Genomic DNA, 12,888 nt, shown 5'->3' on the forward strand with positions numbered 1-12,888 from the left:
GCCAGAGCCCAGTGGAAGCTGGTGTTCCCGGCCGATCCGGTCTGGAATCTGCGGGCCCGCGAAGTGGCCTTCGCGATGATGAACACCACCCACCCCGTTCTGCGCGAGGCGGGGATCTTCCTCCAGGCCGAGGAATGGCAGTTGGGCACGGTGCGGATCGTCTGTGACGGCCTCCACGTTCTGGCCCGGTGGGCGACCAAGGAGGGCATGCCCCGCGATCTCAACGCCTGGTCCGCCGACGACTGGAAGATGTTTCTCGATGACGAGTTGGACGGCATTGAGGCGTCAACTGTGTCGAGGTACGTCTCGTCGATCCGGCGGCTGCACCAGTTCACCGCGGTGATAACCGGCGGAGGGCTCGTGGAGGACCCCTGGCCTGGCAAGACCGACAGCGAGGTCGCCGAATGGACGCCCTCGGGGATCATGAAGACGCCGTCCGTCACTCCGGCGACCTGGTGGCCCCTGCTGCGGGCGGCCTGGGCCTACATCGACCGCTTCGCTCCGCAGATCCTTGACCGCCGAGACGAGCGGGCGGAAGCCGAAGACCGCAGCTCGCGGACGGACAGGACCTCCTCCGAGGACAACGACACCCGGCTGAAGGAGTGGCTGGCTGACCCGAAGAACCTGATCCCGGTCCACCAGGTTCCCTTCCGGGGCCAGGAAGCAGGAACTCCGATCTGGGCGGCGGTGAGTCTGGCCGTCACCGGCGGCCGATCCAGCCACCTGTTCAACGCGAACAGCGCGGGCAACCGCGGGAGGCCAGCGGCCCGCCGCGAGATGGTGCTCAGTGCCGTCCAGAGCGGAGGGACCGTTGCCATCCACGGCAACCGTGGGGCGGACGCCCTCGGGGTCAAGACGGCACCGGGCAGCTACACCCCTCGCCCCCAAGAAGAGATTGATGCCGCGATCCGCGACTGGCTCGAGGACCCCTCACACCTTGTCCCCGTCCGTTTGCTGAAGGACCCGGCGGATGGTCCGGCCGAGCCGGCCTGGTCATCGCTGGCACGGGATATCTTCGGACCCGACGCCGTCGTCAGCGTCTTCAACGGCCGCTCAGGGCCCTGCCACCAGCGGCGGGAGTGGGCCCGGCAGGCCGTGGCAGCCGGCCGCTTCCGGGAAGAGCAACACGGGGAGCTCTTGCGAGAGCTGCGTATGGTCCGTGCGGCCTGCTACATCTTCACCGCCGCGTTGACCATGATGCGCGACAGCGAGATCCAGGAAATCGAGCGGGGTGCCCTCACCCAGCACTACGGCAGCCCGGCGGTGACGTCCCGCAAGATCAAACGGAATCCGTCCCAGTCCGAGGTCCGCTGGTGGATCATCGACCCGGTTGCGAAGGCCATCGCTATCGCCGAGCGGCTCTCGTGGCATGACACCCACGTCTTCGCCTCGATCGCATCGAATCAAAGGCGAAGCGGGCCCGGCATTGACGCCGCCAGGGACATCGACTTCTTCATCGAGAACGTCAACCAGCGCAGGCACTTGACGGGGCTGGAGGAGATTCCGGCCCAGGTCGTGCGCCCGCACATGTTCCGCCGGACCATGTCGATCATCGCGAGCCAGCAGCCCGACGGAGAGATCGCGCTCGGTATCCAGCTCAAGCATGCCGCCCGGAGGGCTCTGGCCAACCGGACCACGGCCGGATACGGGGCGATCGACGCGAACTGGGTGAAGGAGTTCGACAACCAGCTGGAGCTGGCTGCCGCGAAACAGCTGGTCGAGGCCCTCAAGGCCCGCCGCCGTGGCGAACAAGTGGCAATCGGTCCGGCGGCTCCGCGGTTCCACGCCGAGTTGGACAAGGTCATCGAGGACATCGACACCTCCCCGCGGTTCCAGGGGCAGATCGCGGACGAACGCCTTCAGGTCAGCCTCCTGCGGGACACATTCGCCGATCTCCACCTCGGCACCATCAACCACTGTCTGTGGAAGGCGTCCACGGCCGAGTGTCAAAACCAGCTGCCACCTGAACAACGGGGTCAGGCGCCCCTGATCGGTGCCTGCCAGCCCGCCAAGTGCCGCAACTCGGTACTGACCCGCAAGCACGCTCCCTACTGGATCGCAGAGGAAGACGACCTGATGGAGACCCTCAAGCGCGAGAAGCTCTCGCCGCCCCGGCGCGAGCTGATCCGTGCCAGGCTCACCGAAGTCCGGACGGTCACGGACCGCTTCAAGGACCAGGGGGTCAGCATCTGATGGCGGTCTCTGCCGCCTCGGAGGCGAAACTGCGGGAGGCCATGGCCCGACTGCTGGCCGGTGAGCCCCTGCACACCGACGGGGCCCTGACCAAGGAGAACCTTGCCCGCGAGGCCAAGGTCAGCCACGCGACCGTCCACCGGGCCGAGGACATCCTCGCCGAGTGGGACGCCAAGGTTGCCCGGCCGGTCCTGCGGACTCCCGGCGAGGTCGCCCGGGACGAGACGATCGCCGAGCTCCGCCGCCAGCTGCGGGAGACAAAGGGCCAGGTCACCGAGGTTCACGGCAAGCTCGACGCACTCGCGACGGTGGCCGCGAACCTCTACCACGAGAACATCGCCCTGAAGAAGAAGCTCGGCAGCAGCCGGCGGCTGGCCTCCATCCCGGTCCAGAAGTAACGACGGACGCCCGCGACGAATCCGTACGCGACTGGGGACGTTCGGCTGTACTTCCCCCCTCGAGGAGGGGGGAAGTACAGGGAAACGTGCTCAGGCGGCGATGGAGAGTTCGGTGCGGGTGCGGTGGATGAACTCGCGGACGGCCGGCTCGCGGCGCCAGGGGCCGAGAGCGGTGTTGAACTCGCGGACGTAGTCCTTGGCCCGGGAGGACTGGACGCGGGCAAGGATGTCGACGGAGCGGTGGCCCAGCTCGAGGCCGTGGTCGAGGTCGCGGGCCTGGAGGTGGGCGGTTCCCACGATCGCGAGCCGCATCCCGACGGAGCGGGTGAACACCCCGGACGGCATCGCGGCGGCCCGCTGATTCCAGGCGAGGGCCGCCTTGGGGTTCTTCAGGTCGCGGAAGACTTCGGCGGCATCCGCCGACAGGCGGGCATGGTGATAGAAGTCGATCCAAGCGGGTTCTGAGCCGCTGGTGGCATCCGCCTGGACCAAGAGGTCCTCCGAGGCCGCGAGAGCCCTGGAGGCGGCCCTGGCGTTGTTCTCGCGGGCATGGGCACGGGCTTCGATGAGCTTGGTGAATGCCAGGACACGCGGGGCGGCCTGGCCCTTCGCCCGTTCGAAGGCTCCCTGAGCCATATCGACGGCCTCGGAGGGGAACCCCCGCAGCAGGGACTGCATGGCCATCGTGGTCAGGACATAGCAGCCGAGCTGGACGTCCCCGCCCGCGCGGGCCAGCCGGAGGGCCTGGATGAAGTGCCGCTGGGCAACATCGTGCTGCCCGACGTCGAAGGCAGTCCAGCCGGCTAGGCGGGAGAGCTCGGAGGTGACGGAGAACAGATCGCGGCCCACGTCGTCGGCGAAGGAGCCCCGCAGGAGCGGGGCGGCCCGTTCCTGGAGGCAGACGGTGACGGAGTTCGCTTTCCAGTTCCCGCCGCCGTATTTGGAGTCCCAGCGGCGGGCCTCATCGGCCGCATCGCGGAGTTCTTCCAGGTCGGCCCGGCCGACCTGCTTGCCGCCGGCGAGGTCGGCGGCCTCGTCGGCGGGGGTGACCAGCCAGCGGGTCACGGGGGTGGTGAACGCGGACACGGCGAAGCCGGATCCGGTCAGGAAATCGCGGCGGTTCACGAAACTCCAGAACGACGTGGCCACTCGGACCGCATCAGCACGGTCCCGCGGGAAATCCAACCCCACATCCGCGTCCGGTGTCTCCGCATCGCCCATACCGATTTCGCCAAGCGCCACCGGACGGCCGAGCCGTTCGCCGATCGCCTGCGCGAGGAACGTCGGCACCGGCCACTTGGGGATCATGCCCCGCTTGCACCAGTTCACGATGGAGGTATGCGAGTAGTCCGTCTCCACCCCGGCCTGCTGGGCGAGCTGGTTGACCCGCAGGGCCAGAGACTTGTGGCTCGCGCCGGAGGTCTCGATGAGCCGGTCCAGGTCCGCGTTGGGCGGACGCTTCCGGCGGCTGGTCGACGCCACCCGAATCCCCTTTTCCACCAGGTCAGCAACAGGGCCGCTGACGAGGAAACGCCACGGGGCCGGCTGCGTCGACAGGGCATTTTCAGTCGGCGCATTCCGGCTGGGCACGGAAAGTCGTACGGCTTCCCGCACCGTGAGGCACTGAGGGTATTGCCCTGCGGACCCTGGGTGAACCTGCTTTGCGAGTTGTGAGCCCCCCTGCGAGCCCTGACCGGCAGGGGCCGCCCAGCGGTGTGATGACGGGGCAGGCCACCGCCGGGACGCCAGGAAGGGCTCCCGGTGGTGGCCGCCGCCAAGGCACCACGACTTCACGCTCGGGGGTGAACCAGATGTGCGGAATTGCAGGACTGGCCGGAGGCGACGCCGTCCGGCACGAGAAGACGGTGGCCGCGATGGGTGCCTCGCAGCACTACCGCGGCCCGGACGGCACCATGCACGCCGCCAGCAGCGACCGGCGGGCGGTGCTGGCCATGAACACGCTGCTGATCGTCGACCCGCAGGCCATGCCCGGCCCCTACCTCGACCGGGCCACCGGCCTGCTGCTGGCCTTCAACGGAGAGATCTACAACTGGCGGTCCCAGGCCGCCGCCTGGGGCATCGAGGTCCGCGACCGGGAGTCGGACGCCCACTTCCTGCTGCGGGCCTGGGCCAAGATCGGTCCGTCCTGCCTGGACGGCCTGGACGGCATGTTCGCCCTGGCCGTCTATGACCCGCGGGTCGCGAAGCTGTTCCTGGCCCGCGACCGCCTCGGGGAGAAGCCGCTCTACTGGCGCCTGGACGGCGGCCGGCTCGCGTTCGCCTCCGAGGTGACCACACTGACCGGCTACGGGTCGGCCCCGCTGGTCTTACGGCCGGAGGTCACCGCGATCGAGACCCCGACCGGCGTCGACACCCCGTTCCAGGGCATCCAGCTGCTGGCCCCGGCCACGCTGCTGTCCTTCGACGTCACCACCGGCTCGATCGACCAGATGACCTGGTGGCACCTGGAGGACCGGGCACCGTTCACCGGCACCTACGACGAGGCCCTGGCCAAGTTCTCCACGATCCTGGCCGAGCAGATCCCGCTCAGGTCTCCGGCCTGCGACTTCGCCCTCCTTCTCTCGGGCGGGCTGGACTCGGCGGTCCTGGCCTACCTGATGCGGCCGCCGGTCTGCGTCACCGTTCGCTACCCGGGCCAGGACCGGCTCGACGAGTCCTCCACGGCCGCGATCATCGCCCGGGACATCAAGGCCGAGCTGGTGGTGGTCGAGCCGGACCACGTCGACTTCACCACCGCTTTGCCGCACATGATGCGGGCCCTGGACTACCCGATGGGCAACGCTTCCACGTTCTCGGAGCACATGGCCTACCGGAAGATCTCCGACCTCGGCCTGCGGGTCGCGATCGGTGGGCTGGGGCCGGACGAGTTCCTGATGGGCTACGTCCGCCAAGCCCTGGTCCTCTTCGGCCCCGACGCTGTCCTCGGCGCCGGCCTGGAGGCTTACCGGCCGCTGGCCGCCAAGCTCATGCACGCCGCCGGCGAACCCCTCGACCCGGCGGAGGCCGTCACCCGGCTGATCCTGCGGGGCCCGGACCCGGACGGCCGGCTCCGCGACCTGGTCGCGGACGCGATGGCCCGCGCGGGCGGGGACCTGGCCCGCGGCCTGACCCTCGCGGACCTGGCGACGGCCTGGAGGCCGCTGGTGATGACCAGCGACAAGCTCGCCTCCGCCTACGCGCTCGAACGCCGGTCGCCCTACCTCGCCCGCGACCTGGTCGAGTTCTCCTACCGGCTGCCGGTCGACTACAAGATCACCGACCCGGCCCAGGGCAAGCGGATCCTGCGGGACGCCGCCAAGGCCCTGGGCCTGCCGAAGGAGGTCTGGGCCAGCCGGGACAAGCTCGGCTTCGCCTCCCCGGTCCCCTCCTGGCTCAACGGCAACCTCGCCACCTGGGCCGATACCCAGATCCGCATGGCCCTCACCGACGCCCCGCCCGCATTCCGACCCCTCCTCGAGGGGGGTTTGAAGCCCGGCGGACGCTTCGACCGCACCCGCATGCAGGCCCTCATGGCAGCCGCCTGGTTTTCGGACCAGACGGTGAGGGCTGCCGCATGATCCCCAACTCCGTTACTACGGTGAGGGGATGCACTCCGAGACCACCGCCACCGATGAGCCGGCCGCCGCCCGCGGAGCCGTCGCGATCATCACCAACCGCCGCGGCGAACTCCTCCTCCACCTCCGCGACGACCTGCCGAACATCGCCTGGGCCAACCACTGGTCCGTCCTCGGCGGCGGCTGCGACCCCGGCGAGAGCCCGGCCACCGCGATCGTCCGCGAACTCGACGAAGAAGCCGGACTCACCGCCGAGAACCTGACCGAGCTGTTCGAGATCCGCGACGAGCACGGCTCCGGGCAGATCATCACCTTCTTCGCGGCCAGCTGGGACGGCGACGAGACCCGCCTCCCGCTCTCCGAGGGCATCAAGCTCCAGTTCTTCGCCCCCGAGCACCTCGACATCCTCACGATCCCCCCGTTCATCCGGGCCGGGATCCACCGCTATCTGGCCGCCCGGCCCTCCTGACACCCCGCCCTTCCGGACGGGGCAAGGGTGGGGCCGCCGCTGGCGGCCCCACCCGAAGGGACACCCCGCTCATGAAGATGACCGTCATCGGATGCGGCTACCTCGGCGCCACCCACGCCGCCTGCATGGCCGAGCTCGGCCACGAAGTCCTCGGCATGGACAGTGACATCGACAAGGTCCACACCCTGAACTCCGGGAAGGCCCCGTTCTTCGAGCGCGACCTGGACGACCTCCTCGCCAAGCACACCGCGACCGGCCGACTGCGTTTCACCGCCTCCTACGGCGAGGCCGCCGACTTCGCCGACCTGCACTTCATCGGGGTCGGCACCCCGCCGCAGCCCGGCACCGACGCCTACGACCTCACCCACCTCTTCGACGCCGCCCGACGCCTGGCCCCCGGCCTGACCCGCCCGGCCGTGATCGCGGTCAAGTCCACCGTCCCGGTCGGCACCGCACCCCAGGTCGCAGAGATCCTGCGCGAGTACGCCCCCGCCGGAGACCTCATCGAGGTCGCCTGGAACCCCGAGTTCCTCCGCGAATCCTTCGCAGTCGACGACACCCTCCGCCCCGACCGCCTCGTCCTCGGCTTCAACCGCGACCACTCCTGGGCCGAGACCCTGCTGAGGCAGGCGTTCGCGAAGATCATCGAGTCGGGGACACCGACGATCGTGACCGACTGGGCGACCGCCGAGCTCGCCAAGGGCGCCGCGAACTCCTTCCTCGCCACGAAGATCTCCTTCGTCAACGCGATGGCCGAGGTCTGCGAAGCCTCCGGCGCTGATGTTGCCGAGCTCGCCGACATCCTGGGCCACGACCACCGCATCGGCCGCCACGGCATGCGGCCCGGCCTCGGCTTCGGCGGCGGCTGCCTTCCCAAGGACCTCGCCGGATTCATCACCCGCGCCGACGAACTCGACGCCGGCCAGGCCGTCGGCATGCTCCGCGAAGCCAGCGCGGTCAACGGCCGCCGCCGCCAGCGCGTCATCGACCTCGCCTGCGAGGAACTCGGAGATGACCTGAGCGGCAAGCGGATCACCGTCTGGGGCGCCGCCTTCAAGCCCGAGACCGACGACATCCGCGACTCGCCCGCGCTCGCCGTTGCTCAGGCCCTCCACGACCTCGGCGCGACCGTCACCATCACCGACCCCAAGGCCCTCGACAACGCCCGCAAGCTCCACCCCGAACTCGACTACGTCGAAGACCCCATCGCCGCAGTCGATGACGCGGACCTGCTGCTGCACCTCACCGAGTGGCACCAGTTCACGACCATCGACCCCAAGAGGCTCGCCACCCGCACCACTACCCCCAAGGTCATCGACGCCCGCGGCACCCTCAACACCGACCAGTGGCGCGAAGCCGGCTGGACCACCCGCACCCTCGGCCGCCCCTGATCAACACCCCCATGCGGAAGGGACCGGCCCTGACGGGCCGGTCCCTTCCGCATTCCACGATCACAGATGGATAACAGTCACGAGCGCTTGGTGAGACACAAGCAGCCCTCGATCCGCCCAGTTGAAGGACGGAGCATCCTGCGACAGCTGAGACACCAAGCCCACTGAGACACCCGAACTATTCCTAACGCCGGGCTGGTTCACCTGCGGAAGCTGCACCCGGCTGACCCGCGACCCGGTCATCGAGCAGTCCTCCGCTTCATGGCGGCGGGTGCGGTGCTCCTGGTGCGCCGCCCCCGAACAGGCGCCGCCCTCCGGGGAATCCGGGGCCGGCGGGATGCGGTGGCCCACCGCGTCGGCCCGCCGGGTGCCGGCCTGATGGCCGCGACCTCGGCCAGCTCCGCCGTCGCGCACCGCACGAGGAGGTGCTCACCCATCGGCTGGTTCAGCATGCGGGCGAAGCCGGAGGGCCTCGCGCGCGCGGACCGGCGGGTGACGTGGACGGTGTCGGTCTATCGCCGGTCCGGCGACACCGAGGTCCACGAGTACACCAGCCACCGCCTCGACTCCCCCGAACAGACCCGGGAGCACATGCGGCTCGCGCGGGAGCGGCCCTGGGTGTCGCGGATCGCCCTGACCGAGCTCGTCCGCGAGACCTCCCGGCGCGCCATCGGCGAGGACGAACTGCCGGACCGCGGTCGGCCGCCCCGGCGGGTGGCGGCCCCCGCGGGCGGGCGCCTGGTCGCGCACTTCTACGAGATGGAGGGCCTGGCGGCCGCCAGGCCGCTGAGCGCCGACGACGTCCGCTGCCGGCTGCACTGGCTGCGCGAGACGGCTGCGGGCTCGGCGCGGCTGCCCGGGGGCGCCGGGGCCGGGAGCGCGGTCGTCGTCCTGCGGGAGATCACGGTGGTCGACTTCGCGCGCCCGACGACGGAAGGCGCGCTCCCCCCACACCCCGAATGACCCTTAAAATTTGACGCACGCTCGACTCGTGGCTTACGTTATATGGGTCGCCCGGTGGGTTGCCCCACCCCCGGGCGACACCTCACGGCCACCGGGAGCCGCCAACTGCGCCTCACGGCCCCCTGATTCCGGGGCGGCAGGACACTTCCCAGCTGGCTGCTGGTCCTGCCGCCCCGGCCCCCTGACTCCCTGGAGATGACCCTGCTGCCGCCTGCCCCCTGCCGGCCCGCCGTACCTGCGTACACGCCCGTCGCCCACGCGGAACGGTGGGACATCCGCCTCGCCCGCACGCTCCTGGCCGACCGCGGTGAGCTGCGCGACCTGGATGCCGATGATGCCTCCGGGACCGGCTACTTCCTCGGCGCCGACGGCTGGCGAGTCCAGGCCGTCTGGATCCAGAACAACAGCCTCACCCTGCCGAGGGCCGGCACCGCCGCGCGCCGCCAGTGGGACGCGGCCCTGGACCACATCGAATGCGCCCTGGCCTCGGCGGAGTTCACCGCCCTGCGCCGTAACCGGTACTGCGTGTCCGCGGCCGCGGTGGTTCCCGAGGAGCCGCAGAGCACCGCACGGCTGCGCCGCGTAGGCCCGCTGGATGCGTTCCGCAGCGAGGTGGCGTTCGACGGGTACGGGGCCCGGACCGCGTCGGGCACGGTGGTCCTCGCCTCGCACGGCGCTTCTCCCACGTCGACTCTGATCCTGACCGACGCCTCGGGCACCGAGGTGGGGCGCGGCTACGACAGCCACCGGCACGCGATCGAGTCGCTGGCCCACCACTACGGCCTGCCCATGCCGCTCACCGTGATCGACGAGGGACGCCGCACATGAACCGCCCCGCACCCGCGTCCCCCTCGCAGCGGGCAGCGGCCCGCGAGATGCCGCTCAGCGTGCACCAGCGCTCGGGCCTTCATGCCGCCGCCGTGCATGGCGAGGGCCATGTTCCTCCGTGCGTGCCCGTTCCCGAGGTCCGCCAGCTCGCCGAGCTGGGCCTGGTCGAGGCGATCGCTACGGGCGTCGACGCCCGGCTGGGTCCCCTGACGCGGGCGCCGCGGTACGGCATCACCGGGGCCGGCCGCAGCCGGGCCAGGCGGGAGCCGCTGCCGCGGGTCCTGCTGGTGCCCTGCTCGATGGGCAAGGCCGCGGTGCCTGCCGCCCCAGCCGCCGAGATGTATGTGGGCCCGTACCACGTCGCGGCCCGCAAGGCCGCGGCCGCCGCGGCTGCGGACGGCTCCGTGCAGGTCCTGACGCTGTCGGCCAAGTTCGGGCTGCTGCGCGATGAGGACCGGATCCTGCACTACGACCTGCGCGCCGGCCAGAGCGGCACGGTGTCCCCGCATGTGCTGGCCCGCCAGGCCCACTTCCTCGGCGTGAGCGCCGCGCAGGTGACGGTCTTCGCCAGCCGGTCCTACGCGGACCTCGCCGCCACGACCTGGCCCACGCTCGAGCACCCCCTCAAGGGCCTGGGGATCGGCCAGCAGCTGGCCTTCTTCGCCGACCTGTACCGGCCCTCGCGCCGCAGCGGCATCCCGCGGCCCTAGGCGCCGCCGGCCGCCCGGACTCTGTCCACAGGCCGCTCCGCGCACCGTACCTAGATCAACTCCACGGCCGCACGGCCCGATGACAGGAATCTCCATGTTCAAAAAGCTCTTCGCTGGTTCGCCCTCCGCCACTGCCTCGCCGGCCCCTGCGCCGGTCCGCTCGACGATGGAGGGTCTGACCCAGAAGGCCTCGCACAGTCTGCGGAAGTTCGGTCTGGCCGGGCAGCGGGCGGCGGTCTACCTCGTCCTGGACCGCTCGGGGTCCATGCGCCCGTACTACAGCGATGGCACCGTCCAGTACCTCGCCGAGCGGATCCTGGGCCTGGCACGGAACTTGGACGACGACGGCTCGGTGCCGGTGACGTTCTTCTCCACCGGCATCGACGCCACGTTCACGGTGAGCGTGGACGACTACGCCGGCCGGATCGAGGAGGCCCACAACCGGCTCGGGCACATGGGCCGCACCTACTACGCGACGGCCATCCGGGCCGTCCTGCAGCAGCACCAGGAGTCCGGGGCGACCGTGCCCGCGCTGATCGTCTTCCAGACCGACGGCAACCCGGACGACCGGTCCGCGGTGATCGCCGTCCTGCGCGAGATCGTCGGCGAGGGCGAGTTCGAGGCCATCGAGGCGTTCATCGCCTTCGTCGCCTTCGGCAAGAAGGTCGACTTCCTGCGCACCCTCGACGTCCTGGGGCTCAAGGACGACCACGTCTCGCTGTTCCAGGCAGACGAGCCCGAGCACATCACCGACGAGGAGCTCTACGACGGCATCACCCACGAGTTCGTCCCCTGGCTCGTCGCCCGCCAGCCGGTCCGGCACTGATCCGCACCGGGGACGCCGACCGCCGTTGCGCGGCCGGCCCGCCGGGCCTTCCTCCTCATCCGGGCGCGCGGCCGCCCTCCACGCCCGAGCGACGAACGGGATAGACAATGAGCAACTCGACGCTCCACGCGACCTACGCCGGCGCCTCCCGGGCGGCGGGCGCGCAAGCCGCGGCCCTGCAGCTGCTTCTTGCCCGCACCGGGGCGGACCGGGATCTGGCGCTGGCGCTGGCCCAGGTCGACATCACGCAGATGAAGGGCGTGCTGGATGCGGCCGGACTGCAGGCCGCGCTCGCGGAGGCACGAGCCGAGCGCGACATCACCGCGGCGCTCGCCGAGCGATGCCGGCGGCGCGAGGCCGCCGGGGTCGCGCTGGGCGCCACGTGCGCGTGTGGACACTCGGCCGCCACCCACGCCTCCCGCCTGGTCAACGGCGCCCGGCTGCCCTGCCGGCACACCGGCTGCGGATGCGGCGACCTCGCCTTCAGCTGACACCGGATCGGCGCCGGAGGACTCGGTCCTCCGTCCCGGATGCCCCCGCCTCGTCTGTCCTTGGCCCTGGGATCTCGTCCCGGGGCCTTCGGCGTCCCCGCCGGCTGGACAGCGCCGCGCCGCACCGCCCAGTATCTGACCCTGGAAATTTGCCGTACCATCGGCCGTGAGTTTACTTTTAAGCGACAAGGAGCCCGCAATGGCCCGCAAGGACGAACTGCTCAACCTGAGCGAGATCGCGAGGCTAGCCGGCGTGGGCCGGACAGCCGCGCAGAAATGGCACGCGGTGCCGCGAAAGAGCGGCGGGCTGCCGCCGCTGCGCCTAGTCGCCAAGGCACTGGAGGACAACGCCAGAGAGGCCGAGGACCTGGAGGGCGAGGCCCTGGAAGGGGAGGCGCCGGAGACTGAGGCACTGGAGGGCGAGGCTCCGGAAGGAAGCGGCGACACGCCGCCGCTCTACCCGCGCGAAGTGGTCGTCGCCTTCCTCAAGGCCGTCGGCTACATGAATGCGGACGAGAGCCCGATGGAGCGGCGAGCGGGGAAGGGGAAGTGGGCGCCGGCCCGTCCGACCATCGACCCCCGCCGTGCCAAGCAGCCGGATCCGGACTCCGGGGAGAAGCCCTTCAAGGTGGATCGGCAGACCGGGGGCCGCTACCGGTACTACGTGCCCCACGCCTGGGAGATGGCCGGCTTCGGGTCCGAGAACAGCTTCACCTCCTCCAAGACCCACGGCCGCGCGCCCGAACCCGACGGGATCGACGAGCTCGAGCGCCCGTACTGGTTCGCGGAGACCCTGGAAGCGTGGAAAGCCGGCGCCGAAGAGCGAAAGGCCGACCGGTACGCCAGCCGCACCGTCGCGCCGGACGGCTACACGCCCACAGGCCAGCCCTACCGAGTCCTGCCCGGCACCAACTACTACGCCCGGCAAGCGGCGAAGCAAGCTGGCCAAAGCGGCCAGGATCAGCCCTCCAGAGAGGAGTGAAATGTGGCCTGACCTGCCCGTTTCCTAATGTACCTGTGGTAAAATTAATAGCGTCAGAGGGT

The 12,888-nt window shown here is 70.4% G+C and carries 12 protein-coding genes; 11 read left to right on the plus strand and 1 reads right to left on the minus strand.

Annotated elements, in window-relative coordinates:
- Positions 1 to 21: 21 nt before the first annotated feature.
- Positions 22 to 2,193, plus strand: a complete 2,172-nt coding sequence (locus tag OG764_RS38780) for a hypothetical protein (RefSeq protein ID WP_328973514.1) — start codon at positions 22 to 24, stop codon at positions 2,191 to 2,193.
- Positions 2,193 to 2,591: a hypothetical protein gene (locus OG764_RS38785; RefSeq protein WP_328973515.1), complete on the plus strand. Its 399-nt coding sequence runs from the start codon at positions 2,193 to 2,195 to the stop codon at positions 2,589 to 2,591. The genes OG764_RS38780 and OG764_RS38785 overlap by 1 nt, the downstream gene beginning before the upstream one ends.
- Positions 2,592 to 2,681: 90 nt before the next feature.
- Here OG764_RS38785 and OG764_RS38790 read toward each other — a convergent pair whose 3' ends face one another.
- Positions 2,682 to 4,073, minus strand: a complete 1,392-nt coding sequence (locus tag OG764_RS38790; protein ID WP_328973516.1) for a sporulation protein — start codon at positions 4,071 to 4,073, stop codon at positions 2,682 to 2,684.
- Positions 4,074 to 4,402: 329 nt separating this feature from the next.
- Between OG764_RS38790 and OG764_RS38795 the strand changes: the two genes are divergently transcribed.
- The 9 genes from OG764_RS38795 to OG764_RS38835 all read left to right on the plus strand — a co-directional run bounded on the left by OG764_RS38795 (position 4,403) and on the right by OG764_RS38835 (position 12,826).
- A complete protein-coding gene (locus tag OG764_RS38795) occupies positions 4,403 to 6,169 on the plus strand; it encodes an asparagine synthetase B family protein (RefSeq protein ID WP_328973517.1) in 1,767 nt (588 codons plus the stop codon).
- 28 nt (positions 6,170 to 6,197) lie between these two features.
- On the plus strand, positions 6,198 to 6,635 hold the full coding sequence (locus OG764_RS38800) for an NUDIX domain-containing protein (protein ID WP_328973518.1): 438 nt from the start codon (positions 6,198 to 6,200) through the stop codon (positions 6,633 to 6,635).
- 71 nt (positions 6,636 to 6,706) lie between these two features.
- A complete protein-coding gene (locus tag OG764_RS38805) occupies positions 6,707 to 8,026 on the plus strand; it encodes a UDP-glucose dehydrogenase family protein (protein WP_328973519.1) in 1,320 nt (439 codons plus the stop codon).
- A 378-nt stretch (positions 8,027 to 8,404) separates the two neighbouring features.
- Positions 8,405 to 8,989, plus strand: coding sequence for a hypothetical protein (locus OG764_RS38810; RefSeq protein ID WP_328973520.1), 585 nt, complete (start codon positions 8,405 to 8,407; stop codon positions 8,987 to 8,989).
- Between the two features lie 195 nt (positions 8,990 to 9,184).
- Entirely contained in the window at positions 9,185 to 9,817 is a 633-nt protein-coding gene (locus OG764_RS38815) for a hypothetical protein (RefSeq protein WP_328973521.1), read from the plus strand.
- Positions 9,814 to 10,527 (plus strand): DUF6884 domain-containing protein, encoded by a 714-nt coding sequence (locus OG764_RS38820; RefSeq protein WP_328973522.1) that lies wholly within the window; start codon positions 9,814 to 9,816, stop codon positions 10,525 to 10,527. The genes OG764_RS38815 and OG764_RS38820 overlap by 4 nt, the downstream gene beginning before the upstream one ends.
- Positions 10,528 to 10,621: 94 nt before the next feature.
- Positions 10,622 to 11,353 (plus strand): VWA domain-containing protein, encoded by a 732-nt coding sequence (locus OG764_RS38825; protein WP_328973523.1) that lies wholly within the window; start codon positions 10,622 to 10,624, stop codon positions 11,351 to 11,353.
- Between the two features lie 107 nt (positions 11,354 to 11,460).
- Positions 11,461 to 11,844 carry a hypothetical protein gene (locus tag OG764_RS38830; protein ID WP_328973524.1) on the plus strand — a complete coding sequence of 128 codons (384 nt, stop codon included), beginning with the start codon at positions 11,461 to 11,463 and terminating at the stop codon, positions 11,842 to 11,844.
- A 199-nt stretch (positions 11,845 to 12,043) separates the two neighbouring features.
- Positions 12,044 to 12,826 carry a hypothetical protein gene (locus OG764_RS38835; RefSeq protein WP_328973525.1) on the plus strand — a complete coding sequence of 261 codons (783 nt, stop codon included), beginning with the start codon at positions 12,044 to 12,046 and terminating at the stop codon, positions 12,824 to 12,826.
- Positions 12,827 to 12,888: the final 62 nt, after the last annotated feature.

This window comes from Streptomyces sp. NBC_00239 (genome assembly GCF_036194065.1).
GTDB lineage: Bacteria > Actinomycetota > Actinomycetes > Streptomycetales > Streptomycetaceae > Streptomyces.

What these genes read in the sequence shown, in the direction of transcription:
- OG764_RS38835 (WP_328973525.1), top strand. Translation starts at nt 12,044, where the DNA reads ATGGCCCGCAAGGACGAACTGCTCAACCTGAGCGAGATCGCGAGGCTA.
- OG764_RS38795 (WP_328973517.1), top strand. Translation starts at nt 4,403, where the DNA reads ATGTGCGGAATTGCAGGACTGGCCGGAGGCGACGCCGTCCGGCACGAG.
- OG764_RS38830 (WP_328973524.1), top strand. Translation starts at nt 11,461, where the DNA reads ATGAGCAACTCGACGCTCCACGCGACCTACGCCGGCGCCTCCCGGGCG.
- OG764_RS38810 (WP_328973520.1), top strand. Translation starts at nt 8,405, where the DNA reads ATGGCCGCGACCTCGGCCAGCTCCGCCGTCGCGCACCGCACGAGGAGG.
- OG764_RS38820 (WP_328973522.1), top strand. Translation starts at nt 9,814, where the DNA reads ATGAACCGCCCCGCACCCGCGTCCCCCTCGCAGCGGGCAGCGGCCCGC.
- OG764_RS38805 (WP_328973519.1), top strand. Translation starts at nt 6,707, where the DNA reads ATGAAGATGACCGTCATCGGATGCGGCTACCTCGGCGCCACCCACGCC.
- OG764_RS38785 (WP_328973515.1), top strand. Translation starts at nt 2,193, where the DNA reads ATGGCGGTCTCTGCCGCCTCGGAGGCGAAACTGCGGGAGGCCATGGCC.
- OG764_RS38800 (WP_328973518.1), top strand. Translation starts at nt 6,198, where the DNA reads ATGCACTCCGAGACCACCGCCACCGATGAGCCGGCCGCCGCCCGCGGA.
- OG764_RS38815 (WP_328973521.1), top strand. Translation starts at nt 9,185, where the DNA reads ATGACCCTGCTGCCGCCTGCCCCCTGCCGGCCCGCCGTACCTGCGTAC.
- OG764_RS38825 (WP_328973523.1), top strand. Translation starts at nt 10,622, where the DNA reads ATGTTCAAAAAGCTCTTCGCTGGTTCGCCCTCCGCCACTGCCTCGCCG.